21 protein-coding genes are annotated in these 23839 nt (G+C 70.7%); 4 read left to right on the top strand and 17 right to left on the bottom strand.

From position 1 onward, the window contains the following. Position 1 precedes the first annotated feature (1 nt). The 12 genes from efp to EDD93_RS28215 all read right to left on the bottom strand — a co-directional run bounded on the left by efp (position 2) and on the right by EDD93_RS28215 (position 13021). A complete protein-coding gene (gene efp / locus EDD93_RS28270) occupies positions 2-568 on the bottom strand; it encodes an elongation factor P (protein ID WP_024490947.1) in 567 nt (188 codons plus the stop codon). Positions 569-618: 50 nt separating this feature from the next. Next, on the bottom strand, positions 619-1725 hold the full coding sequence (locus EDD93_RS28265) for an aminopeptidase P family protein (protein ID WP_123528325.1): 1107 nt from the start codon (positions 1723-1725) through the stop codon (positions 619-621). A 147-nt stretch (positions 1726-1872) separates the two neighbouring features. Continuing rightward, positions 1873-2781, bottom strand: a complete 909-nt coding sequence (locus EDD93_RS28260; RefSeq protein ID WP_123528324.1) for a Pro-rich N-terminal domain-containing protein — start codon at positions 2779-2781, stop codon at positions 1873-1875. Between the two features lie 139 nt (positions 2782-2920). After that, positions 2921-3361 carry a type II 3-dehydroquinate dehydratase gene (gene aroQ, locus EDD93_RS28255; RefSeq protein ID WP_123528323.1) on the bottom strand — a complete coding sequence of 147 codons (441 nt, stop codon included), beginning with the start codon at positions 3359-3361 and terminating at the stop codon, positions 2921-2923. Further along, on the bottom strand, positions 3358-4992 hold the full coding sequence (gene aroB / locus EDD93_RS28250; protein WP_123528322.1) for a 3-dehydroquinate synthase: 1635 nt from the start codon (positions 4990-4992) through the stop codon (positions 3358-3360). Before aroB ends, aroQ begins: the two co-directional genes overlap by 4 nt. Then, positions 4989-6173, bottom strand: coding sequence for a chorismate synthase (aroC, locus tag EDD93_RS28245; protein ID WP_123528321.1), 1185 nt, complete (start codon positions 6171-6173; stop codon positions 4989-4991). Before aroC ends, aroB begins: the two co-directional genes overlap by 4 nt. Positions 6174-6317: 144 nt before the next feature. After that, positions 6318-7154 (bottom strand): shikimate dehydrogenase, encoded by an 837-nt coding sequence (locus tag EDD93_RS28240; protein ID WP_123528320.1) that lies wholly within the window; start codon positions 7152-7154, stop codon positions 6318-6320. After that, positions 7141-8964 (bottom strand): endolytic transglycosylase MltG, encoded by a 1824-nt coding sequence (gene mltG / locus EDD93_RS28235; RefSeq protein ID WP_123528319.1) that lies wholly within the window; start codon positions 8962-8964, stop codon positions 7141-7143. Before mltG ends, EDD93_RS28240 begins: the two co-directional genes overlap by 14 nt. Positions 8965-9059: 95 nt before the next feature. Continuing rightward, a complete protein-coding gene (ruvX, locus tag EDD93_RS28230; protein ID WP_185092551.1) occupies positions 9060-9533 on the bottom strand; it encodes a Holliday junction resolvase RuvX in 474 nt (157 codons plus the stop codon). 8 nt (positions 9534-9541) lie between these two features. Then, the gene (gene alaS / locus EDD93_RS28225) at positions 9542-12211 is read right to left on the bottom strand and encodes an alanine--tRNA ligase (protein WP_123528317.1); all 2670 of its coding nucleotides are present in this window, start codon (positions 12209-12211) and stop codon (positions 9542-9544) included. Then, complete coding sequence (locus EDD93_RS28220; protein WP_123528316.1) at positions 12211-12573, bottom strand: DUF6167 family protein; 363 nt, start codon at positions 12571-12573, stop codon at positions 12211-12213. The genes alaS and EDD93_RS28220 overlap by 1 nt, the downstream gene beginning before the upstream one ends. 7 nt (positions 12574-12580) lie before the next feature. Next, positions 12581-13021 (bottom strand): DUF948 domain-containing protein, encoded by a 441-nt coding sequence (locus tag EDD93_RS28215; RefSeq protein ID WP_123528315.1) that lies wholly within the window; start codon positions 13019-13021, stop codon positions 12581-12583. Positions 13022-13261: 240 nt separating this feature from the next. Between EDD93_RS28215 and EDD93_RS28210 the strand changes: the two genes are divergently transcribed. Further along, on the top strand, positions 13262-15502 hold the full coding sequence (locus EDD93_RS28210) for an AAA family ATPase (RefSeq protein ID WP_123528314.1): 2241 nt from the start codon (positions 13262-13264) through the stop codon (positions 15500-15502). Positions 15503-15520: 18 nt separating this feature from the next. Here the strand turns inward: EDD93_RS28210 and rpsD are convergent, their stop codons facing one another. Beyond that, the gene (gene rpsD, locus EDD93_RS28205) at positions 15521-16135 is read right to left on the bottom strand and encodes a 30S ribosomal protein S4 (RefSeq protein ID WP_123528313.1); all 615 of its coding nucleotides are present in this window, start codon (positions 16133-16135) and stop codon (positions 15521-15523) included. 188 nt (positions 16136-16323) lie between these two features. On the opposite strand from rpsD, the gene EDD93_RS28200 reads away from it, so the two are divergent. Further along, positions 16324-17025, top strand: a complete 702-nt coding sequence (locus EDD93_RS28200) for a DUF2470 domain-containing protein (RefSeq protein WP_123528312.1) — start codon at positions 16324-16326, stop codon at positions 17023-17025. A 22-nt stretch (positions 17026-17047) separates the two neighbouring features. On the opposite strand, the gene EDD93_RS28195 is transcribed toward EDD93_RS28200, so the two are convergent. From EDD93_RS28195 to EDD93_RS28180, 4 genes are all read right to left on the bottom strand, one after another. Further along, the gene (locus EDD93_RS28195) at positions 17048-18430 is read right to left on the bottom strand and encodes a replication-associated recombination protein A (RefSeq protein ID WP_123528311.1); all 1383 of its coding nucleotides are present in this window, start codon (positions 18428-18430) and stop codon (positions 17048-17050) included. 72 nt (positions 18431-18502) lie between these two features. After that, positions 18503-19138, bottom strand: coding sequence for a vitamin K epoxide reductase family protein (locus EDD93_RS28190; protein WP_123528310.1), 636 nt, complete (start codon positions 19136-19138; stop codon positions 18503-18505). Between the two features lie 322 nt (positions 19139-19460). Then, positions 19461-20723 carry a histidine--tRNA ligase gene (gene hisS / locus EDD93_RS28185; protein WP_123528309.1) on the bottom strand — a complete coding sequence of 421 codons (1263 nt, stop codon included), beginning with the start codon at positions 20721-20723 and terminating at the stop codon, positions 19461-19463. Positions 20724-20736: 13 nt separating this feature from the next. Continuing rightward, the gene (locus tag EDD93_RS28180) at positions 20737-21423 is read right to left on the bottom strand and encodes an MBL fold metallo-hydrolase (protein ID WP_123528308.1); all 687 of its coding nucleotides are present in this window, start codon (positions 21421-21423) and stop codon (positions 20737-20739) included. Between the two features lie 148 nt (positions 21424-21571). On the opposite strand from EDD93_RS28180, the gene EDD93_RS28175 reads away from it, so the two are divergent. Together EDD93_RS28175 and EDD93_RS28170 are read left to right on the top strand one after the other, a co-directional pair. Next, a complete protein-coding gene (locus tag EDD93_RS28175; RefSeq protein ID WP_123528307.1) occupies positions 21572-22372 on the top strand; it encodes a peptidylprolyl isomerase in 801 nt (266 codons plus the stop codon). A 195-nt stretch (positions 22373-22567) separates the two neighbouring features. Beyond that, positions 22568-23797, top strand: coding sequence for a DUF349 domain-containing protein (locus EDD93_RS28170; protein WP_123528306.1), 1230 nt, complete (start codon positions 22568-22570; stop codon positions 23795-23797). The last annotated feature ends 42 nt before the right edge of the window (positions 23798-23839 follow it).

The following is a 23839-nucleotide window of genomic DNA, read 5'->3' as shown; positions in this document are numbered from 1 at the left end:
GTTAGCTGTTCACCCGGCCGAGGTAATCGCCCGAGCGGGTGTCGACCTTGATCTTCTCGCCCGTCGTGATGAAGAGCGGGACACCGATCTCGTAGCCGGTCTCCAGCGTGGCGGGCTTGGTGCCACCGGTGGAACGGTCGCCCTGGACGCCCGGGTCCGTGTGCTGGATGACGAGCTCGACGGCGGCCGGCAGCTCGACGTAGAGCACCTCGCCCTCGTGCTGCGCGACGGAGGCGGTGAAGCCCTCGATCAGGAAGTTGGCGGCGTCGCCGACGGACTTGCGGTCGACCATCAGCTGGTCGTACGTGTCCATGTCCATGAAGACGAAGTACTCGCCGTCCATGTACGAGAACTGCATGTCGCGTCGGTCAATGGTGGCCGTTTCGACCTTCACACCGGCGTTGAACGTCTTGTCGACGACCTTGCCGGAGAGCACGTTCTTGAGCTTGGTGCGCACGAAGGCGGGGCCCTTGCCGGGCTTGACGTGCTGGAACTCGACGACGGACCAGAGCTGGCCTCCGTCGAGCTTGAGCACCAGGCCGTTCTTGAGGTCGTTCGTGGAAGCCACGGTTGCGGAATCTCCTGGACTGAAGCTGGTGGAACGACCGAGGATGCGCGCTAGAGCGCGAGCAGCTCCTTGGTCGTAATGGTGAGTAGCTCGGGTCCGCCGTCCGCCTCGGGGCGCACGACGAGCGTGTCATCGATCCGGACCCCGCCCCGGCCCGGGAGGTGGACCCCCGGTTCGACGGTGACCGGCACGCAAGCGTCCAGTTTACCCATGGCCGCAGGTGCCAGTTGCGGGTCCTCGTCGATTTCGAGCCCCACCCCGTGCCCGGTCCTGGTCGGAAGGCCCTCACCGTGGCCCGCCGAGTCCAGGAGGTGGCGGGCCGCGCGGTCCACGTCGCGGTAGGCGGCGCCGGGCACAAGTGCCTCCCGTCCAGCCCTCTGAGCGGCGAAAACCAGGTCGTAGAGGTCGATCTGCCAGTCGGCCGGAGCGGTGCCGATGACGAAGGTACGGCCGATCTCGCACCGGTAGCCGCGGTAGTTCGCACCGAGGCAGACGGAGAGGAAATCTCCTTCCTCCACCCTCCGGTCCGAGGGCCGGTGACGGCCCCGGCCGGAGTTGGGACCGGTCGCGACGGAGGTGGCGAAGGCCGGGCCGTCGGCGCCGTGGTCCACCAGCCGGCGCTCCAGCTCCAGCGCCAGATGGCGTTCGGTGCGGCCGACCAGGATCGATTCGAGGAGTTCACCGAGCGCCTGGTCGGTGATCTCGGCGGCGATCCGCAGGCAGCCGATCTCCTCCTCGTCCTTGACGATGCGCAGCTGCTCGACGGTGACCCCCAGGTCGGCCAGCCGGAGCTTCGGGGCGACCGCGCCCATGGCACGGTGCCGGGCGACGGTCAGATCGTGTTCCTCGACGGCCAGCGACTCGGCGCCCCGGGAGGCAGCCAGATCCGCGGCGGCGACCACCGGATCGCCACCGGTGCGCGACAGCAGGTCCAGCCGGAGCTGTTCGTCGGTACGTCCGTCGGCCGGATCACCGGTCGGCGGTCGCGGGCAGAGCAGAACGTCCTCGTCGGGGCCGAGCAGCAGCACGGCGCCCGGCGGCGCTCCCCCTGCCAGATAGCGGACATTGGCGGGGCGGGAGACCAGGGCGGCCGCGGATCCGACGGCGGCGCACCGGTCGCGGAGCAGCCCGCGTCGGACGGCGTACACCTCTGACATGCATCGAGCGTACGAGCGCTGCCACGGGCCCGCGCGGTCAGCGCACCCGACCGGGGTGCGGGGCGGGCTGCGTGGCCGCGGGGCGGCCACCGGGCAGGGCGGCCACCGGGCAGGGAGCTACCAGGCCGGGAGCTACCAGGCCGGGAGCTACCAGGCCGGGGGGCTGGCTATGGAGCGGGCGAGTATGTCGTCCAGGACGCGGGCGGTGGTCTCCACGTCGTACGTGGAGTTGTCGATGATCGGCAGCCCGGAGCCGTACCAGCCGGCCATCCGGCCGTGGATCCGGGCGACCTCCTCGTCCGAGAGCCGGCGGTTGCCGCTGCGGGCGGCGTTGCGCTCCAGGACGACCTCCAGGCCGGGCAGCAGGACGACGGGCAGCAGCCCGGGGCCCACGTGCCGCTTCCAGCCGCCGAGGCCGACCACGGGGCGGTCCGGGAAGACCGCGTCGTCGAGGATGCAGGAGATGCCGTTGGCCAGGAAGTTGCGGGCGGAGAAGCCGCAGGTGCGGCGGGCCAGCCGGTACTGGGCCTCCGACTGGTCGTTCCACCCCGCCTGCGGGTCCGCGAAGCCGGAGCAGACCCACTCCCGGACGTCGTCGAGGCTGACGTGGGCGGTGGGGACCCGGCGGCGGCTCGCCCAGAGCTTGGCCACGGTGGTCTTCCCGGCGCCCGCGGGTCCGATCAGGAGCACGGCGAGGGTCGCGGTGCCGGTGCCGGGCTCGGCGGGCGGCGCGGGCAGCGGTACGGGCCCGCCGGGCGGCAGCTGGATGTGCCCGGTGCTCTCCCGGGAGACCGGCGCCGGTGCCTGGTGCGGTGCGGGCCCGCTCCAGCCCTGGCCCTGCGCCTGCTGGGCGGCCGGGGGCCGGGGTGGCCCGGCGGGGCGTCCGGCCGGGGGCGGCGGGACGGGACGGCCCGAGGGGGGCGGGCCGGGCGGACCGGCCGGGGGCGGGACCGGCGGTCCGGGATGGCCGGGGTGCTGGGCCTGCTGCGACCATCCGACAGGCCCGGTTCCGGGTCCGTGGGGCGGCGGCAGCGGTGCCCCCACTGCGTGCTGCATCCGGTGGCACTCCGTCTCGTACAGGCAACTGGCGCTGGTGGAACGGCAACCGTACCTTCCCCGGCCGCCACACAGGGAACGGCCGGGGGCGGCGCGAAGTGCCCCGACGGCCGAGTCGGGGCTCCGGTGCGACGGTCCGTCAGTCCGTCGGCTCGTCCGCCAGTGCCCGCAGCGCGAGCCGGTAGGAGCCGATGCCGAATCCCGCCACGGTCCCGGTGGCGACGGGCGCGACCACGGAGTTGTGGCGGAATTCCTCCCGCGCGTACGGGTTCGAGATGTGCACCTCGATCAGCGGGGCGGTGCGCTGGGCCGCCGCGTCCCGCATCCCGTACGAGTAGTGCGTGAACGCGCCGGGGTTGAGAACGACCGGAATCGAACCGTCCGCGGCCTCGTGCAGCCAGCGGATCAGCTCCCCCTCGTCGTTGGTCTCCCGGACGTCGACGTCGAAGCCGAGCTCCTTGCCGAGCGTGCGGCAGGCCTCGACGAGTCCGGCGTACGAGGTGGCGCCGTAGACATCGGGCTCGCGGGAGCCGAGCCGGCCGAGGTTGGGCCCGTTGAGGACGAGGACCCGTCGGGTCACGCCGACACCTCCCCGTAGGCGGCGAGCAGGACGGCCGGGTCGGGGCCCTCCAGGACGGTGGGCTTGCCCAGGCCGTCCAGGACGATGAAGCGCAGCAGGTCGCCGCGGGACTTCTTGTCGACCTTCATGTTCTCCAGCAGCTTGGGCCACTGGTCGCCTCGGTAGGTGAGCGGCAGTCCGACGGACTCCAGGACGGCGCGGTGCCGGTCGGCGGTCGCGTCGTCCAGCCGTCCGGCGAGCCGGCCCAGTTCGGCGGCGAAGACCATGCCGACCGAGACGGCCGCCCCGTGCCGCCACTTGTAGCGCTCGTTCTTCTCGATCGCGTGCGCCAGGGTGTGGCCGTAGTTGAGGATCTCGCGCAGCCCGGACTCCTTGAGGTCGCTGGAGACGACCTCGGCCTTGACCCGGATGGCCCGCTCGATGAGCTCGGCGGTGTGCGGTCCGGCCGGCGAGCGGGCGCCTTGCGGGTCCGCCTCGACGAGGTCGAGGATCACCGGGTCCGCGATGAAGCCGGCCTTGATGATCTCGGCCATGCCGCTGACGTAGTCGTTGACCGGCAGCGAGTCGAGGGCGGCGAGGTCGCAGAGCACCCCGGCGGGCGGGTGGAAGGCGCCGACGAGGTTCTTGCCCTCGGCGGTGTTGATGCCGGTCTTGCCGCCGACGGCCGCGTCCACCATGGCGAGCACGGTGGTGGGGACGGCGATCCAGCGCACTCCGCGCAGCCAGGTCGCCGCGACGAACCCGGCGACGTCCGTGGTGGCGCCGCCGCCCACGCCGACGATGACGTCCGTGCGGGTGAAGCCGGTCTGGCCGAGCGCCTTCCAGCAGTAGGCCGCGACCTCGACGGTCTTGGCCTCCTCGGCGTTCGGCAGCTGGATCGCGATGGCCTCGTAGCCCTGGTCCGCGAGGTCCTGGCGGACGGCCTCGCCGGTCTCCGCGAGTGCCTCGGGGTGCAGGACCGCGACGCGCTTGACGCGGTCGCCGATGAACGAAGGCAGCTCGCCCAGCAGCTGCCGGCCGATCACCACCTCGTACGGGTCGGTGCCCGCGCTGCCGGCGATCTGGATGCGAGTGGGTCCCTGGTCGGTCATCGTTGCGTTCTCCCGGCCGGACGACGGCGCGTCCGGCAGTTCCAGTGCTTCGAGGACCGCCTGGGCGACCTCTTGCGGTGTGCGCTCGTCGGTCGCGACGACCGCGCGGGCCACGTCCGTGTAGAGGTGGCGCCGGGCCTCCATGAGTTCGCGCCACTGCCGGCGCGGATTGACGGCGAGCAGCGGGCGCGCGGTGTTCAGCCCGACCCGCTTGACCGCCTCGTCGACGTCCATCGAGAGGTAGACGACCGCGTGGCCGGCCAGCAGGGTCCGCGTCGTCTCGTCGAGGACGGCGCCGCCGCCGAGCGAGAGCACGCCCGTGTGCTCGGCGACCGCGTCGCGCACGGCCGCGCGCTCCAGCTCGCGGAACCGCTCCTCGCCCTCGTCGTAGAAGATCTCCGCGATCGGCTTCCCGGCCGTGGCGACGACATCCGCGTCGGTGTCCCGGTAGGTGGTGCCGAGCCGACCGGCGAGCAACTCGCCCACGGTGGACTTGCCGACGCCCATCGGGCCGACCAGGACGATCAGCGGGGCGCTCATCGGATCTGCAGGTTGTCGAGGTACGACTGCACGTTGCGGTGGGTCTCGGGGACGCTGTCGCCGCCGAACTTCTCCGCGACCGCGTCGGCGAGCACCAGCGCGACCATCGCCTCCGCGACGATCCCGGCGGCCGGGACCGCACAGACATCGGAGCGCTGGTGGTGTGCCTTGGCGGCCTCACCGGTCACCACGTCGATGGTGGCCAGTGCGCGCGGCACGGTCGCGATGGGCTTCATCGCGGCGCGCACGCGCAGCAGCTCGCCGGTGGTGAGACCGCCCTCGGTGCCGCCGGAGCGGCCGGAGGCGCGCTTGATGCCGTCCTCGGTCGCCAGGATCTCGTCGTGCGCCTGCGATCCCGGCACCCGGGCCAGGTCGAAGCCGTCGCCGACCTCGACGCCCTTGATGGCCTGGATGCCCATGAGCGCGGCGGCGAGGCGGGCGTCGAGCCGCCGGTCCCAGTGGACGTGCGAACCGAGGCCGACCGGCACCCCGTACGCCAGCACCTCGACCACACCGCCGAGGGTGTCGCCGTCCTTGTGGGCCTGGTCGATCTCGGCGACCATCTGCTTGCTCGCGTCGGCGTCGAGGCAGCGCACCGGGTCGGCGTCGAGCCTGTCCACGTCGGCGGGGACGGGGTAGACCCCGTACGGCGCCTTGGCCGCGGCCAGCTCCACGACATGGCTGACGATCTCGATGCCGGCGGTCTCCTTGAGGTACGACCGGGCGACGGCGCCGAGGGCGACACGGGCCGCGGTCTCCCGGGCGCTGGCGCGCTCCAGGATCGGCCGGGCCTCGTCGAAGCCGTACTTCTGCATACCGGCGAGGTCGGCGTGGCCGGGCCGGGGGCGGGTCAGCGGGGCGTTGCGGGCCTGCGCGGCCAGCACGTCGGGGTCGACCGGGTCGGCCGACATGACCTGCTCCCACTTGGGCCACTCGGTGTTGCCCACCATCACGGCGACCGGCGAACCCATGGTCAGCCCGTGCCGTACGCCGCCGAGGAAGGTGACCTCGTCCTGCTCGAACTTCATCCGGGCGCCGCGGCCGTAACCGAGCCGCCGCCGGGCGAGCGCGTCCGCCACCATCTCCGTGGTGACCGGGACACCGGCGGGAAGACCCTCCAGCGTCGCCACCAGTGCGGGGCCGTGCGACTCCCCCGCGGTCAGCCAGCGCAACCTGCTCAACGGTGCTCCTCATGCTCGCGCCTGAAATCCAACGGCGCGACCGGGTGCGCGGCCCTGGCCCGCCGCCCCCGATCCTCCCACGGACGGGACCGCCGTCCCGCCTCCGGTCCAGCAGACGGACGGATCAAACCGCCGCGGGCAAGGTCAGCGGGCGGCCAGCGCCTGCTCGCCGGCCTGCCGCATGGCGGCGGGAGGCACGGGCGCACGGCCCGTCATCTGCTCGACCTGGAGGACCGCCTGGTGCACCAGGAGGTCGAGACCTCCGATGACTGCACCCTCGCGGGCCGCCCAGGCGGCTGCGAGTCCGGTGGGCCAGGGCTCGTACAGCACGTCGAAGAGCGTGCCCGGAGCCTCCGGCACCGCCGCCGCCAGCGCGTCCGTGGCACCGGCCGGGGTGGTCGCGATGACCAGCGGGGCCCGCAGCCCCTGCTCGGCCTCCGCCCAGTCCGCGATCCGTACGTCGACGCCGAGCCGTTCGCCCCAGCCGCGCATCTCGTCACCGCGTTCCCGGCTGCGGACGTAGGCCGTGACCGGTCCCGCGCAGATCTCGGAGAGGGCGGCGAGGGCGGAGGAGGCGGTGGCCCCGGCGCCGAGGACGGCTGCGGACTCGGTCTTCTCGACGCCCCGTTCACGCAGGGCGGCGATCATGCCGGGGATATCGGTGTTGTCGCCGGTGCGCCGTCCGTCCTCGGTGAAGACAACCGTGTTCACGGCCTCGACAGAGGCGGCGGTCTCACTGACGGAGTCCAGCAGCGGAAGAATCGCCCGCTTGAGCGGCATGGTCAGCGAGAGCCCGGCCCAGGAGGAGTCCAGCCCCTCGATGAACCCGGGCAGCGCGGCTTCGTCGATCTCGAAGCGGTCGTAGGACCAGTCGTCGAGTCCGAGTGCGGCGTAGGCGGCCCGGTGCAGCACCGGGGAGAGCGAGTGGGCGATGGGCGAGCCGAGAACGGCTGCCCGGTGACGCCCGTCAGTCGATGCCATGAATTTTATTGAATTTCTCTGTGAGTTTCGCGTGCTCTGCGGCCGTCTTCGTGAAATCGGTCTTCTTGCCGTCGAGCGAGATAAAGAACATCCACCCGTCACTGGTGGGACTGAGCGTCGCACGCAGAGCCTCGTCCCCGGGATTACTGATGGGGCCCGGCGGCAGACCGGCGTGGTAATAGGTGTTGTACGGATCCGAGTTGGTACGGATCTCGGACAGCTTGATCTTGATCTTGCTCTGCTTGTTCAGGTAATTGAACGCGGAGTCGAATTCGAGTTTACGATTCGTTGCCGTGTTGTCCGGCTTCAGGCGGTTGTAGACGACTTCGGCCATCTTGCGGAAGTCGTCGTGCGTGAGCCCCTCCGCCTGGACCAGGCTGGCGACGGTGAGCACCTGCCACGGGCCGTCCAGCTTGTACTTCTTGGCGGCCGCTTCGAGGTCGAGCTTGTCGTACTCGTCGTTGGACCGCTCGACCATCTTCTTCAGGATCGCCTCCGGCTTGGTTTCCTTCGTGACCGGATATGCGGCCGGGTAGAGGAAGCCTTCCAGCGGGTCCTTGATGTCCTTGTTCTTGCTCGCCCAGCCGGGCAGGCCCAGGTCCGACTTCTTGGACTTGGCGATGCCCTCGGTCGTGCCTTCCTTGAGGCTCAGCTTCTTGTCGATCACCGCGTAGACGGCGGCGTTGCGGGAACCCTCGGGAATCACCAGCAGGTTCTGGCTCTTCGGGTCGACCATCATCTTCACGGCCTCGGCCGCGGACATCTTCTCGTGCAGGAGATAGACGCCGGCCTGGATCGACTTCCCCTTCGGGTTCTCGCTCTGCGCGGAGACGAAGGCGTCGACGCTCTTGACCACACCCTGCTTCTTCAGGATGTTGGCGATGTCGTACCCGTACGAGCCCTTGGGAATCTCGATCTCGACGGTCCCCGAGCCGCTTCCCGCGTAGTCCTCCGCCGGGCCGAACTTGTCCTGGTAGTACGAGTAGCCGAAGTAGCCCACTCCGCCCACGCCGCCGACCAGGACAACAGAGATGACCAGGCAGGCGCAGCCGCTGCGGCCCTTCTTCTTCTTGCCCTTGCCCCGGCGCTCGTCCCCGCCCCCGCGACGGGAGTCGCGGGCGTCATCGTCGTCGTCGTAGTCGTCGTCCTTGCCCTCGCTGTCGTCCACGCCCGTGAAGAAGGGGTGGGTCTCCTCCGGCTGGACCTCGGGGTCCCAGTCGGGGTTCTGCGCAGGCGTCTGTTCGGGTGCCTGCTCGGGTACGGCCTGGCGGCGGCCCGGAGGCTGCGGAGGCGGGTAGGCATCAGGGGTGCCGTAGTAGTCGTTCGTCTCGCCGTAGCCGTACCCGGCCGCGGGCTGCCCCTCGTACGGCATCGAGGCCGGCTGCTGTCCGGTGTCCCAGCCGCCGTTGTAGGCAGGCTGCTGGCCGTACGGATCCTGCTGGGTTCCGTACTGGGGCTGCTGCTGGTACTGCTGCTGCGCGTAGGGGTCGTGCTCCTGCTGATGCTGCTGCTGCGCGTAGGGATCCTGCACCTGCTGGTGCTGCTGCGCGTACGGGTCGTGCGGCTGCTGCTGGGCGGCGTACGGGTCCTGCTGCTGCGCGTAGGTGCCCTGCGGCTGCTGGTGCTGCTGCGCGTACGGGTCGTGCGGCTGCTGCTGGGCGGCGTACGGGTCCTGCGGGTAGGGCTGCTGCTGGCCGCCGTACTGGCCCTGGCCGTGGGCAGGCTGCTGGCCCTCCCATCCCTGGTCCCCGTACAAGGGGTCCTCGGGATGCCACGGTTCGGAGCCGGGGCCCCGGCCATACTCAGTCATCGATCCCCTTGAGCCGCGAGACGACGTTCCGTCTCTTTGCTGTGCGGTGTTTGTTCGAACACCGCCGCATCGCGCGGAACGTTACCGTATCGCGATCAGACAACCACTTCGACGCCCTCACCGGGAGGATTACCCGAAACCCGTTCGGACTCCAGAGCGTTCTGGAGGATCACCACAGCGGCAGCCTGATCGATGACGGAACGGCCCTTTTTGGACTTCACGCCTGATGCGCGCAGGCCCTGACTCGCCGTCACTGTGGTCATCCTCTCGTCCACCAGCCGCACCGGAATGGGTGCGACCGCGCGGGCGAACACATCCGCGAAGGCGCGGACCTTGGCGGCGGCCGGCCCCTCTCCCCCGCCGAGTGAACGGGGCAGCCCGACGATGACCTCGATCGGCTCGTACTCCGCCACGATCTGGCCGAGCCGCCGGTGGGCGGCCGGGACATCGCGTCCCGGCACGGTCTCCACCGGCGTGGCGAGGATCCCGTCGGGGTCGCACGAGGCGACCCCGATCCGGGCGTCCCCGACGTCGACCGCCAGCCGGCGGCCGCGGCGCATCTGCGTCATGTCCGGCGTCACGCCGTCTCGGTGACGAGGCGTTCGACAGCGGCGACGGCGTCACCGATGGCGTTCGGGTCGGTGCCGCCGCCCTGGGCGACGTCCGGCTTGCCGCCGCCTCCGCCACCGAGCGTCTTGGCGGCGGTGCGGACCAGGTCACCGGCCTTGAGACCGCGCTCGCGGGCGGCCTCGTTGGTGGCGATGACGGTCAGCGGGCGGCCGTTGGCCGTGGTGAACAGGGCCACGACGGCCGGGCGGCCGCCCTGGATGCGGCCACGGACGTCGAGGACGAGCTTGCGCAGGTCGTCGGCGGTGGTGCCGTCCGGCACCTGCCCCGTGACCAGGGCGACGCCCCGGACGTCCTGGGCGGACTCGACCAGTCCGGCGGCGGCCGCCAGGACCTTCTCCGCGCGGAACTTCTCGATCTCCTTCTCGGCGTCCTTCAGCTTGCCGAGCATTCCGGCGATCTTCTCCGGGAGCTCCTCGGGACGGCCCTTGACCAGCTCCTGGAGCTGGGCGACGACCGTGTGCTCCCTGGCGAGGAAGTTGTAGGCGTCGACGCCGACGAGGGCCTCGATGCGGCGCACGCCGGAGCCGATGGACGACTCCCCGAGCAGCTTGACCAGGCCGAGCTGGGCGGTGTTGTGGACGTGCGTGCCGCCGCACAGCTCCTTGGAGAAGTCCCCGATGGTCACGACCCGGACCCGCTCGCCGTACTTCTCGCCGAACTCGGCGATGGCGCCCTGCTTCTTGGCCTCGTCGATGGACATGACCTCGGCCTGGACGTCGAGCTCGCGGGAGAGCACGGTGTTGATCTTCTGCTCGACGTCGGTGAGGACCGTGCCGGGCACGGCGGCGGGCGAACCGAAGTCGAAGCGGAAGCGGCCCGGGGAGTTCTCCGAGCCGGCCTGGGCGGCCGTCGGGCCCAGTGCGTCGCGCAGGGCCTGGTGCGTGAGGTGGGTGGCGCTGTGGGCGCGGGCGATGGCCCGGCGGCGGGTGTTGTCGATGGAGGCGAGGACGGGGGCACCGACCGTCACCTCGCCGACCTGGACGACGCCCTTGTGGACGTGGACGCCGGGAACGGGCTTCTGGACGTCGCGGACCTCGATCACGGCGCCGGTGTCGAGCCGGATCCGCCCGGTGTCGGCGAGCTGGCCGCCGCCCTCGGCGTAGAACGGGGTGCGGTCCAGGACGACCTCGACCTCGTCGCCCTCGGAGGCGGCGGGCGAGGGAACGCCGTCGACGAGGAGGCCGACGATCGTCGACTCGCCCTCGGTCATGGTGTAGCCGGTGAACTCGGTGGCGCCGGAGTTGTCGGCGACCTCCCGGTACGCGGACAGGTCGGCGTGCCCGGTCTTCTTGGCGCGGGCGTCGGCCTTGGCCTTGTCCCGCTGCTCCTGCATGAGGCGGCGGAACCCGTCCTCGTCCACGGACAGGCCCTGTTCGGCGGCCATCTCCAGGGTGAGGTCGATCGGGAAGCCCCAGGTGTCGTGGAGCAGGAACGCCTTGTCGCCGGCGATGACCCGGCCGCCGGTGGCCTTGGTCTCGGTGACGGCGGTCTCGAGGATGTTGGTGCCGCCCTTGAGGGCCTTGAGGAAGGCGGCTTCCTCGGCGAGGGCGACGGTCTCGATGCGCTTGCGGTCGGTGATGAGCTCCGGGTACTGGAGCCCCATCGTCTCGATCACGACGCCGACCAGCTCGTTGACGACGGAACCGGTGGCGCCCATCAGACGCATCATCCGGATGGCGCGGCGCATGATGCGGCGCAGCACATAGCCCCGGCCCTCGTTGCCGGGGGTGACGCCGTCTCCGATGAGCATGACGGAGGTGCGGATGTGGTCGGCGACCACGCGCAGCGAGACGTCCGTGCCCTCGGCGGCGCCGTAGCGCACACCGGTCAGCTCGGTGGCCTTGTCCATGACGACGCGCAGGGTGTCGGTCTCGTACATGTTCTGCACGCCCTGCAGGATCATCGCGAGGCGTTCGAGGCCGAGGCCGGTGTCGATGTTCTTGGAGGGCAGGTCCCCGAGGATCGGGAAGTCCTCCTTGCCGTCGCCGGCGCCTCGCTCGTACTGCATGAAGACCAGGTTCCAGATCTCCACGTACCGCTCGTCGTTGACGGCCGGGCCGCCCTCGATGCCGAACTCGGGGCCGCGGTCGTAGTTGATCTCGGAACAGGGACCGCAGGGGCCGGGGACGCCCATGGACCAGAAGTTGTCCTTCTTGCCCAGGCGCTGGATGCGCTCGGCCGGGACGCCGATCCTGTCGCGCCAGATCTGCTCGGCCTCGTCGTCGTCGAGGTAGACCGTGATCCACAGCCGCTCGGGGTCGAGGCCGAAGCCGCCGTCCGCCACGGAGCCGGTGAGCAGCTCCCAGGCGTACTCGATGGCGCCTTCCTTGAAGTAGTCACCGAAGGAGAAGTTCCCGCACATCTGGAAGAAGGTGCCGTGCCGGGTGGTCTTGCCGACCTCTTCGATGTCCGGCGTACGGACGCACTTCTGCACGCTGGTGACACGCGGGGCGGGCGGCTTGACCTCGCCGAGGAAGTACGGCTTGAAGGGCACCATGCCCGCCGGGACCAGCAGCAGAGTCGGGTCGTCCGCGATGAGCGACGCCGAAGGGACGACGGTGTGACCGCGCTCCTCGTAGAAGCTCAGCCAGCGGCGACGAATTTCAGCCGACTCCATCAGTGGTCCTCATTCCGGTTGTACGAGTTGTACGAGTTGTAGGGGAGCGTGCGGTTGCGGGCGGGCGCCCCGCGCCTGCGAGGCGGCGCCGGCTCGACGGCGACATGGGGCAGCACGGGGAGTTCGGGGTCGACCGGGGCTTCGAGACCCAGCGCCTCGCCCAGTTCGGCCTCGCGCCTGACCATGCCCTCGCGGACGTCCAGCGCGAAGTCCTTGAGCCGGTGACCGGCCACGACCGCCTTGTCGGCGGCCTGCGCCGCGAGGCTCTCGGGGGTCAGCTGCTTGATCTTCCGGTTGACCTTGGCGGTGGCCCATACCCCGGCGGCTGCGCCGGCGGTGAACCAGAACGTACGGCGGAACATCGCTGCGTCAGTCCTTCGATCCGCGGGAGTTTTTACCGTTGCGCTTCCTGCCACGCGCGGACGGCACGGTCCGGCCGACGATCACCGATCGCCGGGAGCGCGCCTCCGGTTCGGGAGCGGTCTTGCGGCCGATGGCCTGCCGGACCCCGTAGCCGAACGCGGCGACCTTGACGAGCGGACCGCCGAACGTGGAGGCCACGGTGGTGGAGAGCGCCGAGGCGTTGGAGGTGACCTCCTGGACGTCCGTCGCGATCGCGTCGACCTTGTCGAGCTGGGTCTGCGCGGAACGTACGGTCGCGGAGGCGTCCGCGAGCAGCGGGACGGCCTGTTCGGTCACGTCCGCCACGAGTCTGGTGGTCGCCCTGAGCGTCTGGGCGAGCCTCACCAGCACGACGGCGAGGAACGAAACCAGGATCGCCCAGAAGACGGCCACCAGGATCCCGGCCACCTCACCACCGGACACAGTGCACCGCTCTCTCTGGCTTGTCGTCTGTCTCTGCGTTGTTCCGCGTTGTTCGTTGTTCCGCGTTGTTCTCTGCTCCGGCGGCGGCCCCCGTAGCGGCCGGTCACCGCCTCCGAGCCTATCGCGCCGGGGCTCACGCCCTGTACCGCATTACCGCCTGGCAGGGCGGCAGTTCCGGGAACGAGATTGTACGGAGCGCTTTCGGGCCAGTACTCTGCGTGTTTCATGCGACGCTCTCAGCGCCCCTTCCCCTCCTCCGACGACCCGGGTACGCCGCCGGCCGCACGCAGCGGGCCGGTGCGCGCTCCTGCGGGCAATCTCCCGGCGGAACTGAACAGGTTCGTGGGACGTGACGAGGAGTTGGCCGATCTCGCCGGACTCCTGGAGGAGTCCCGGCTCGTCACCGTCGTGGGGGTGGGCGGGGTCGGCAAGACCCGGCTGGTGACCCGGGCCGCGGCCCTCCTGGAGAAACGGTACTGCGACGGGGTCTGGCTGCTGGAGCTGTCCGCGGTCCACGATCCGGAACTGCTGGAGCACGCGCTCGTCGACGCGCTGGGCCTGACCGACCACACCAGCAGACCGCCCCGCACCACACTCCTCGAACACTGCGCCGGGCGTCGGCTCCTGCTGGTGATCGACGGCTTCGAACATCTGGTGGACCCCTGTGCGGAGTTGGTACGGGCCCTGCTGCGCCGGGCCCCCCGGCTGCGGGTGCTCGCGGCCGGCCGGCTGCCGCTGGAACTCGACGGCGAGGCCACCTATCCGCTCGCGACCATGACCGAACGGGACGCGCTCCGGCTCTTCGCGGAGCGCGCCACCGCGGTGCAGCCGGAGTTCCGGCTGACCGAGCACACCCGGGGCGCGGCGCGGGAGCTCTGCCGACGGCTGGACGGGATCCCGCTCGCCCTCGAACTGGCGGCCGGGCGGTTGCGGGCGCTCTCGGCGGAACAGGTGCTGGAACGCCTCGACGACCGCTTCCGGCTGCTGACCGGCGGCAGCCGAAGCGCGCTGGCCCGCCACCAGACGCTGCGCACGGCCATCGGCTGGAGCCATGAGCTCTGCGCCCCGGAACAGCGGCTGTTGTGGTCACGGCTCTCGGTCTTCGCCGGGCCGTTCGACCTGGAGGCGGTCGAGTACATCTGCAGCGGCTCGGACCTGCCCGCGGACTCGGTGCTCGACGTGCTCTCCGGGCTGCTCGCGCAGTCCATCGTGCTGCGGGAGGACTCGGCGGCCGGCACCCGCTACCGGATGCTCGACACGGTGCGCGAGTACGGCGCCGAGTGGCTGACGGCCACCGGTGAGACGGAGCGGCTGCGCCGGCGCCACCGCGACTGGTTCCTGGGGCTGGCGACCTGGTGCGAGCTGGACTGGTTCAGCCCGCGCCAGAGCGAGGTGGCGGCCCGGGTGGAGAGCGAACTGCCCAATCTGCGGCGGGCCATGGAGTGTTCGCTGGAGTGCCCGGAGGAGGCACACCTCGCCCAGTACCTGGCGGGCACGCTCTGGTTCCTGTGGGTCGGCTGCGGGCGGCTGTCCGAGGGGCGGCACTGGCTGGACCATGTGCTGGAGGAGGAGACGCCGTACGACTCCTCGCGGCTGAAGGCGCTGTGGGTGCTCGGCTATGTCGCGGTGCTGCAGGGGGACCCGGTGGGGGCGATCTCGGCCCTGACCGAGTGCCGGGAGGAGGCGGATCTGGCCGGTGACGCGACGGCATCGGCATACGCGCTGCACCGCACCGGCTGCCTGGCGCTCGTCACTGACGACACGGCGCGCGCGCAGGAACTGCTGCATGAGGCGCTCGGCCGTTACCGGGAGCTCGGGGAGCTGAACAGCAATGTGCTGATGGCCCAGGTCGAACTGGCGATGTCGGTCGGGTTCCGGGGCGAGCTGGACCGCGCGGTCACGATCTGCGAGGAGGTCCGGGAGATCTGCGAGGACCACGGGGAGCGATGGGCCCTCAGCTACGCGCTGTTCGTGCTGGCCTTCGCCGCGCTGGAGCGGGGCCGCCCGGTCCGGGCCAGGGAGCTCCTCGGGGAGTCGCTCTCCATCAGCCACGCCTTCCACGACCTGCTCGGCACCGTGCTCTCACTGGAACTGCTGGCGCTGGTCACGGTGGTCGAGGGCGACGCGGCCGAGGCCGCGCTGCTGCAGGGGTCCGCCGAACAGATCTGGCCGTCGGTGGGTCTGCCGCTCTTCGGTTCCGCTCACTACGGGGCGCCGAAGGCCCGGTGCGAGGAGCTGGCCCGCCGTGAGCTGGGCGAGGAGCGGTACGCGTCGCAGCGACGGGCCGGCGCCGCACTCGGCACCGACGCGGTGGTGGCCAGGGCGCTGGCCGGGCGCCCAGGGCAGCGGCGCGGTGATGCGGAGACCGGCGCGGCGGAGGCGCCGGGGCCCGTTCCCGAAGCCGGGAAAACGCGAAAGCCCGCCGCCTCCCCGGCTTCGGGAAGGGGCGGGCCTGAGCGCTGGTGAAGAGCGGCTACGCCTGGATCAGCGGGCGTAGTACTCGACGACGAGCTGCTCGTCGCAGATCACGGGGATTTCCTTGCGGTTCGGGTCCCGGTCAAGGCGGAAGGCCAGGGCCTTCAGGTTCACCTGCAGGTAGCGCGGGGTCTCACCGTCGGTGTCGTAACCACCCTCGCGGGCAACCTGGAAGGGGTGCTTGTCGCGGCTGCGCTCGCGGACCATCACGATGTTGTCGGGACGGACACGGAAGGACGGCTTGTCGACCTTGTGGCCGTCGACCTCGATGTGACCGTGCACGACCATCTGGCGCGCCTGGTAGATCGTCTTGGCGATGCCGGAACGCAGGACCAGCGCGTCGAGGCGGCGCTCGAGCTCGACGACGAGAGCCTCGCCCGTCTTGCCCTCGGCCTTCTTGGCGCGGTCGTAGGCACGCGCCATCTGGCGCTCGCTGATGTCGTACTGGGCGCGCAGACGCTGCTTCTCGAGCAGACGGACCTTGTAGTCCGAGTTCTGCTTGCGGCCGCGGCCGTGCTCGCCCGGCGGGTAGGGGCGGGCCTCGAAGTACTTGACCGCCTTCGGCGTCAGCGCAATGCCGAGCGCGCGGCTCTTCTTGACCTTGGGACGCGACTGATTAGGCACGTTCTCCAGACCTCCGTTGTAGGTTAGGTTAGGCTCACCTTACTCAAGGAGATCGCATGTCTCGCCCTGGGAACACCACACACGTCACGGACAGCACAGACAGCGGCAGCACGCATAAAGGTGCTGCTACGACGGAAGGCCGATCTGATCGTGGTCAGCCGCGTCCCAGCGGGCTTGAAAACACTCGGATGCCGTCAGCAGCCGAGCGCACACGAACTCTCGTACAGAGTACCTGCTCTTCGGTACTGCTCATCCCCGGCCTCGACTCCGCGGGCTGGGACCAGCTCATGCCGCTGTCCCGCAGCGTGGGTCCTGACGGGGACCTCTTCCTCGAATTCCCCACGGATTCCCCGGCGGTACGGGCCGCGACGCACGCCCAGGGCGACGAGCTGACGGCTGTGCTGGAGATCACCGACGTGGCCCCGGTCTCCGTACCGCACCGCATCCGCGGCCGCGCCCGGGTCCTCGGCCGGCTCACCACGGTACCGGGCATGGCCGGACCCGGCCGGATGCTGCTCCGGCTGGAGACGGGCGAGGCCTACGTGGACGACCTCTGGGGTGCGCGGAGCGTCGAGCCCGAGGAGTTCCGGGACGCATGCGCCGACCCGCTCGTCATCCACGAGGCGGAGCTGCTGCAGCACCTGCACGCGGCCCATGGCGAACAGCTGGACACACTGTGCGGTCTGCTCGGCGAGCGGGCCCCGGGAGAATGCCCGACGCACCGGCCGGCCGTCGTACCGCTCGCACTGGACCGGCTGGGACTGCGGGTGCGGGTGTGCGAACAGGACGGCAGGTGCTTCGACGCACGCTTCGATTTCCCCGAGCCGGTGCGCGATGTGACCGAGCTGCGGCACGCCATGCACACGCTCTTCGAAGCGGCCGCGCGCTGAGGGGCCGCAGGGCCTGGACCCGCTATGCCCCGGACGGGCCCGCTTCGCCGTCGCCGCCGGTACGGCCGAGCCGCTCGCGGACCCGGTCGGCCACATCCGCGTAACGCGCCTCCGCGCCGTACCGGGTGGGCTGGTAGTAGCGCTTGTCGCGCACGGCGTCCGGGGCGTACTGCTGGGCGGCGATACCGCCGGGGACATCGTGCGGATAGACATAGCCCTGCGCGTGCCCCAGCTTGGCGGCCCCCTTGTAGTGGCCGTCGCGCAGATGGGCCGGGACGGGGCCGGCCAGGCCCTTGCGCACGTCCTCCTGGGCGGCGGAGATCGCCATCGTCGCCGCATTGGACTTGGGGGCGAGGGCCAGGGCGATCGTGGCGTGGCTGAGGGTGAGCGCCGCCTCCGGGAAACCGATCATCGCGACGGCCTGGGCCGCCGCGACCGCTGTGGGCAGCGCCGTGGGGTCCGCGAGCCCGATGTCCTCGCTGGCCGAGATCATCAGCCGCCGGGCGATGAACCGGGGGTCCTCCCCCGCCTCGATCATCCGGGCCAGGTAGTGCAGCGCGGCATCGACGTCCGAGCCCCGGATCGACTTGATCAGGGCGCTCGCCACGTCGTAGTGCTGGTCGCCGTCCCGGTCGTACTTCACCGCGGCGCGGTCGACCGTCTCCTCCAGGGTCAGGAGGGTGATCTCCGGCTCCCCCTTGGAAATCGCCGCACCCGCCGCCGCCTCCAGCGCCGTCAGCGCACGGCGTGCGTCGCCGCCCGCGATGCGCAGCAGATGTTCCTCGGCGTCCTCGGGCAGGGTCACCGCGCCGCCCAGTCCGCGCTCGTCGGCCAGGGCCCGGCGCAGCAGACCGCGCAGGTCGTCGTCGGTCAGCGATTCCAGGGTCAGCAGCAGTGAGCGCGAGAGCAGCGGCGAGATGATCGAGAAGTAGGGATTCTCGGTGGTGGCGGCGATCAGCGTCACCCAGCGGTTTTCCACGGCGGGGAGCAGTGAGTCCTGCTGCGCCTTGGAGAAGCGGTGGATCTCGTCCAGGAAGAGGACGGTCTCCTTGCCGTAGCCACCGGTGGCGCGCCGGGCGCCCTCGATGACCGCCCGCACTTCCTTGACGCCCGCGGTGATCGCGGAGAGCTCGACGAAGCGCTTGTTGGTGGCCTTGCTGACCACGTACGCCAGGGTCGTCTTCCCGATGCCGGGGGGACCCCAGAGGATCACCGACGAGGGGCCCGCCGGTCCCCCGCTGCCCTCTCCGACGAGGCGGCGCAGCGGCGAGCCCGGCTTGAGCAGATGCTGCTGGCCGACGACCTCGTCGAGGATACGGGGACGCATCCGGACAGCGAGGGGGCTGCTGGACGGGTCCTTCTCCTGGCGGTCTTCGGCTGCTGCGGTAAAGAGGTCGGGCTCCACGTTTTGAAGCCTATGTCACCGCACTGACAACCCGGCCGGGCCCCGGGGGGAGCCGGGGTGTGCGAGGGCCGCTCAGCTGGTCCAGAAGTCCCACCAGCGGGTCAGGATCAGCATGCCGATGATGCCGACCCACAGGATCGGCGGCACCCAGTGGAACTCGGTCAGCCCGTTGCGCAGCCAGCTGGGCGCGGGAATGATCCGGTGCTTGATGTTGTGCGTGGTGACGTAGCAGAACATGAAGATCGTGGCGACCCAGGCCAGGCAGCACCACAGGCAGAGTGAGTTGATGTTGTAGAGCGACTGGTACTGGAGCCAGGTGCAGAAGCCGACACCGAACAGGGTGCCGGCGTTCATCCCGAGCCAGTACCAGCTGCGGAAGCGCGCCCCGGCGAGCAGCGCCAGGCCGATGCCGATGATCACGGGGTAGGTGGCGAGCCCGAGCCACGGGTTCGGGAAGCCGAAGGCGGCGGCCTGCTCGCTCTTCATGATGTTGCCGCAGGAGACCACCGGGTTGAGGCTGCAGCCCGGGACGAAGGTGGGGTCCTCCATCAGCTTGAGCTTGTCGAGCGTGATGACCCACGCGGCGAGGAGTCCGGCAGCGCCCGTGATCACCAGCAGCACCGCGAGCGCACGGCTGCCGCCGATGGTCCTCTTCCCGCCGTCCTCGTCCTGGTCGGAGGAGGGATGGTCAACCGCTGCAGTCGTCATATCGCCGATCCGTCACTGAGTAGCCTGCTGGGCACGGTCATTGTGCCGTACCGTTCCGCCGGTCTTCCGTTCGATGAACATAAAGATGCGCGCAAAATCAGCGTGCGGTTCCGGGTGCGGAAGGCGCCAACGGCACCGGGGGCAGGCGCTCTTGATGCCGGCGTGCGCTCCGGCGTCCGCCTCCCGGAACCGGCGCTCCCGGACCGGAACCCTCCGGCAGGATGAACCCAGGTACGCCGGGTTGACGCGGCGGGACGGGGCGGGGTGGCACCGGTCGCAGGCGGCCGGGGCCACCCCGCCCGCCTGCGACCGGTGCGGCGCTCTACGCGAGGCGCGCCTTGATCACCTCGGTCACCTCGGCCAGCGGGACCGCCGTCTGCTCGCCGGACTCCATGTCCTTGAGCTGCACGAGGCCCTCGGCGAGATCGCGCTCGCCGGCCACCACGGTGAACCGCGCACCCGACCGGTTGGCGCTCTTCATCGCGCCCTTGAGACCCCGGCTCCCGAACGCGAAGTCCGCGGCCACGCCCTCGCGGCGCAGCCGCGTCACGACACCGAACAGCACCCGGCGCGCCTCCTCGCCGAGCGGTACGGCGAAGACGCTGGTGGTCGAGGGCAGTTCGAGCTCGATGCCCTCGGCCTCCAGGGCGAGCACGGTGCGGTCCACACCGAGCGCCCAGCCGACAGACGGGAGCGCCGGCCCGCCGATCATCTCGGACAGGCCGTCGTACCGCCCGCCGCCGCCGACCGCCGACTGCGAGCCCAGACCGTCGTGGACGAACTCGAAGGTGGTGCGGGTGTAGTAGTCGAGGCCGCGGACGAGCCGCTCGTCGTCCTCGTACCCCACCCCTGCCGCGTTGAGCAGGTCCCGGACCTCCTCGTGGTACGCCTTGCAGGCGTCGCAGAGGTAGTCGCGCAGCACGGGGGCGCCGGTCAGCTGCTTCTGGACCTCGGGGCGCTTGTCGTCGAGGACCCGGAGCGGGTTGATCTCGATGCGACGGCGGGTCTCCTCGTCCAGGTCGAGCTCGCGCAGGAAGCCCTGGAGCGCGTCACGGTAGACGGGCCGGCACTCCTTGTCGCCCAGCGAGTTCAGCAGGATGCGGAACTCGCGAAGGCCCAGGGCGCGGTACGCCTGGTCGGCCAGGATGATCAGTTCGGCGTCCAGCGCCGGGTCCTCGGCACCGATGGCCTCGGCACCGACCTGCGAGAAGTGGCGGTAACGGCCCTTCTGCGGGCGCTCGTACCGGTAGTACGAGCCGGAGTACCAGAGCTTGACCGGCAGGTTGCCGAGCTTGTGGAGGTTGGCCTCCAGGGCGGCGCGCAGTACGGACGCGGTTCCCTCGGGGCGCAGGGCGAGCTGGGAGCCGCCCTTGGTGGTGAGGGTGTACATCTCCTTGGACACGATGTCGGTGGACTCACCGACGCCCCGGGAGAAGAGGGCCACGTCCTCGAAGCCGGGGGTCTCGATGTAGCCGTAGCCGGAGTTCTTCAGCGGTGCGGCGATCGCCTCGCGCACCGCGAGGTACTTCGCGGAGTCGGGCGGGGTCAGGTCGTACGTGCCTTTGGGGGCCTTGAAGGTGCTCACGATTTCGCTCTCGTCACATTCCTCGTCGGGGCGCGTCCATACCGTGCAGATACGGATTGGTGGCGCGCTCGCGGCCGATGGTCGTCTGGGGGCCGTGGCCGGACAGCACCACGGTCGAGTCGTCGAGCGGCAGGCACACGCGGGCCAGCGACTCGAGCAGCTCGGCATGGTCGCCGCCGGGCAGGTCGGTGCGTCCGACGGAGCCGGCGAAGAGCAGGTCGCCCGAGAAGAGGACCTGCGGAACATCCGCGGCCTCGGGCATCCTGAACGTCACCGACCCCTTGGTATGGCCGGGCGCATGCGAGACGCCGAACTCCAGACCGGCCAGCGACAGCCGTGCGCCGTCGCTCAGCTCCTTGACGTCGTCCGGCTCCCCCACCGTCAGCTCGCCCATGAGCGGCATCCCGATGGAGCGGCCGAGGGCCTTCTCCGGGTCGCTCATCATGTAGCGGTCCTCCGGGTGGATCCAGGCGGGGACGTCGTGCGCGCCGCACACCGGGACGACCGAGGCGACGTGGTCGATGTGGCCGTGGGTGAGTACGACGGCGACGGGCTTCAGCCGATGCTTGCGCAGTGCGTCCTCGACCCCGGACGCGGCCTGGTGGCCCGGGTCGATGATCACGCACTCCTCACCCGCGGCGGGGGCGACCAGGTAACAGTTGGTCCCCCAGGCCCCTGCGGGGAACCCGGCAATGAGCACGATCGTCCTTAATGGTCGTCCGACGAGGGATGGCGGCTGCGAGGTCGCAGCAGTTCAGAGCCTACCGGCGCTCCTCATTCCACAGCTAACCCATATACGGTACGGGGCAACTCAGGCCCGATCACACGACGTACAAGGAGATCACCCGGTGGTCAGCAGCGATCAGCGGCGGCGGCAGCTCGCCAGGGAGAAGTTCGAGCGGCAGCAGCAGCGCCGGGAGGAGGCCCGTCGCCGGACCCGGCGGCTGACGGCCATCATCACCTCCGCGGTGGCCGCGGTGGCCGTCATAGGCGGCATCACGTACTTCGCCACCGGCGACGACGGCAAGAAGGACAAGACCGACGCGGCCGCGAGCGCCAGTCCGTCGGCGTCCCCCTCGCCCTCTCCGTCGGCGAGCGAGAAGAGCGCGCCCGAGCCCGCGATGAAGATCGACAAGAAGGCGAAGTACACGCTGTCCCTCAAGACGGGCCAGGGCGACATCGCCTTCACCATGGACGCGGCGAAGACCCCGCACACCACGAACTCCTTCAAGTCGCTCGCCGACAAGGGCTTCTTCGACGGCACGAAGTGTCACCGTCTGACCACGCAGGGGATCTTCGTCCTCCAGTGCGGCGACCCCAAGGGCGACGGCACCGGCGGTCCGGGCTACACGATCCCGGACGAGAACCTCACCGCCCTGGGCAAGCCGGGCAAGGACGGCACGGTGACCTACCCGGCGGGCACGGTGGCGATGGCCAACACCGGCCAGGCGCACACCGGCGGCAGCCAGTTCTTCCTGGTCTACAAGGACAGCAAACTGCCGCCCACCTACACGCCGTTCGGCACGATGGACAGCGCCTCGCTGAAGGCCGTCCAGGCCATCGGCAAGGCGGGGGTCACCGGCGGCGCCGCCGACGGTGCGCCCAAGAAGGCCGTGAACATCTCGAAGGCGGCCGTCGACAAGGCGTGAGCACGGCGGGCCCGGCGTGATCCGCACGACGGCACCGGGCGCGGGCCGGATAATTTCGGCCGCGCGGAGTGCGGACAGCCGGGTGGCCCGTCGCCTAGATTGGCGTTGTGCAGGGCGGGCGCTGCCCGCCCCAGGAAACTGTGGACGATGCCAGGGGGGTGAACCCTCTCGCGGGCATCAGGTGGAGGAGGCGCTGTGAGCAGCGACCCGTGGGGCCGTGTCGATGAGACAGGCACCGTGTACGTGCGTACCGCCGACGGCGAGCAGGTCGTCGGATCGTGGCAGGCCGGTTCTCCGGCGGAGGCCCTGGCCTACTTCGAGCGCAAGTACGAGGGCATTGTGGTCGAGATCGGCCTCCTGGAGCGGCGGGTGAAGACCACCGATCTGTCCGCGAAGGACGCGACGACCGCCATCGAGCACCTGCGTGCGCAGGTCGACGAGCATCACGCCGTCGGGGACCTGGACGCGCTGCGCAAGCGGCTGGACGCCCTGGTGGCGACGGTCGACTCGCGGCGCGAGGAGCGCAAGGCCCAGAAGGCGAAGCAGACCGACGAGGCGAAGCACGCCAAGGAGGCGCTGGTCGTCGAGGCCGAGGAGCTGGCCCAGAGCGAGCAGTGGCGCTCTGCGGGCGAGCGGCTCCGTGCGCTCGTCGACACGTGGAAGGGCCTGCCGAGGCTCGACCGCAAGTCGGACGACGAGCTGTGGCACCGCTTCTCCCACGCGCGCTCGGCGTTCTCCAAGCGCCGCAAGGCCCACTTCGCCTCGCTGGACGCCCAGCGCGAGGAGGCCCGCAAGGCCAAGGAGAAGCTGGTCGTCGAGGCCGAATCGCTGTCCCGTTCCTCGGACTGGGGCACGACGGCCGCCCGCTACCGCGACCTGATGACGGAGTGGAAGGCCGCCGGCCGCGCCCAGCGCGAGGCCGAGGACGATCTGTGGAACCGTTTCCGCGGCGCTCAGGACGTCTTCTTCGCGGCCCGCAGCGAGGTGTTCGCCGAGCGCGACGCCGAGCAGGGCGAGAACCTCAAGCTCAAGGAGGAGCTCGCGGTCGAGGCCGAGAAGCTGCTGCCGGTGAAGGACCTGAAGGCCTCCAGGGCGGCCTTCCGGGCCCTCAACGAGCGCTGGGAGGCCATCGGCCACGTGCCGCGTGACGCCCGCCCGGGGATCGAGGCGCGGATGCACACGGTGGAGCGAGCGCTCCAGGAGGCCGAGGAGTCGGAGTGGCGCCGGACCAACCCGGAGGCACGTGCCCGTGCCGCGGGTCTGACCGGACAGCTCCAGTCGGCCGTGGACAAGCTGCGCGGCCAGATCGACACGGCGCGCGCCTCGGGCAACAACGCCCGTGCGGACAAGCTCGCCCGTGAGCTGGAAGGCAGGCAGGCGCTCCTGGACCAGGCCCTGAAGGGGCTTGAGGAGTTCGGCGGCTGAGATATCCGTGCCGTACGTGAAGGGCCCCTCCGCCGGTCGCGG

The sequence above is a fragment of the Streptomyces sp. 840.1 genome (genome assembly GCF_003751445.1).
Lineage (GTDB): Bacteria > Actinomycetota > Actinomycetes > Streptomycetales > Streptomycetaceae > Streptomyces.
The sequence above is the reverse complement of the archived record's forward strand: the minus strand, read 5'-3'. Positions and strand labels throughout refer to the sequence as shown.

Bases quoted from the DNA above. Each gene is read 5' to 3' on its own strand.
- EDD93_RS28265 (WP_123528325.1), bottom strand. From the start codon at position 1,725: ATGTCAGAGGTGTACGCCGTCCGACGCGGGCTGCTCCGCGACCGGTGC.
- EDD93_RS28260 (WP_123528324.1), bottom strand. From the start codon at position 2,781: ATGCAGCACGCAGTGGGGGCACCGCTGCCGCCGCCCCACGGACCCGGA.
- aroB (WP_123528322.1), bottom strand. From the start codon at position 4,992: ATGAGCGCCCCGCTGATCGTCCTGGTCGGCCCGATGGGCGTCGGCAAG.
- EDD93_RS28240 (WP_123528320.1), bottom strand. From the start codon at position 7,154: ATGGCATCGACTGACGGGCGTCACCGGGCAGCCGTTCTCGGCTCGCCC.
- mltG (WP_123528319.1), bottom strand. From the start codon at position 8,964: ATGACTGAGTATGGCCGGGGCCCCGGCTCCGAACCGTGGCATCCCGAG.
- ruvX (WP_185092551.1), bottom strand. From the start codon at position 9,533: ATGACGCAGATGCGCCGCGGCCGCCGGCTGGCGGTCGACGTCGGGGAC.
- alaS (WP_123528317.1), bottom strand. From the start codon at position 12,211: ATGGAGTCGGCTGAAATTCGTCGCCGCTGGCTGAGCTTCTACGAGGAG.
- EDD93_RS28220 (WP_123528316.1), bottom strand. From the start codon at position 12,573: ATGTTCCGCCGTACGTTCTGGTTCACCGCCGGCGCAGCCGCCGGGGTA.
- EDD93_RS28210 (WP_123528314.1), top strand. From the start codon at position 13,262: ATGCGACGCTCTCAGCGCCCCTTCCCCTCCTCCGACGACCCGGGTACG.
- EDD93_RS28200 (WP_123528312.1), top strand. From the start codon at position 16,324: ATGCCGTCAGCAGCCGAGCGCACACGAACTCTCGTACAGAGTACCTGC.
- EDD93_RS28190 (WP_123528310.1), bottom strand. From the start codon at position 19,138: ATGACGACTGCAGCGGTTGACCATCCCTCCTCCGACCAGGACGAGGAC.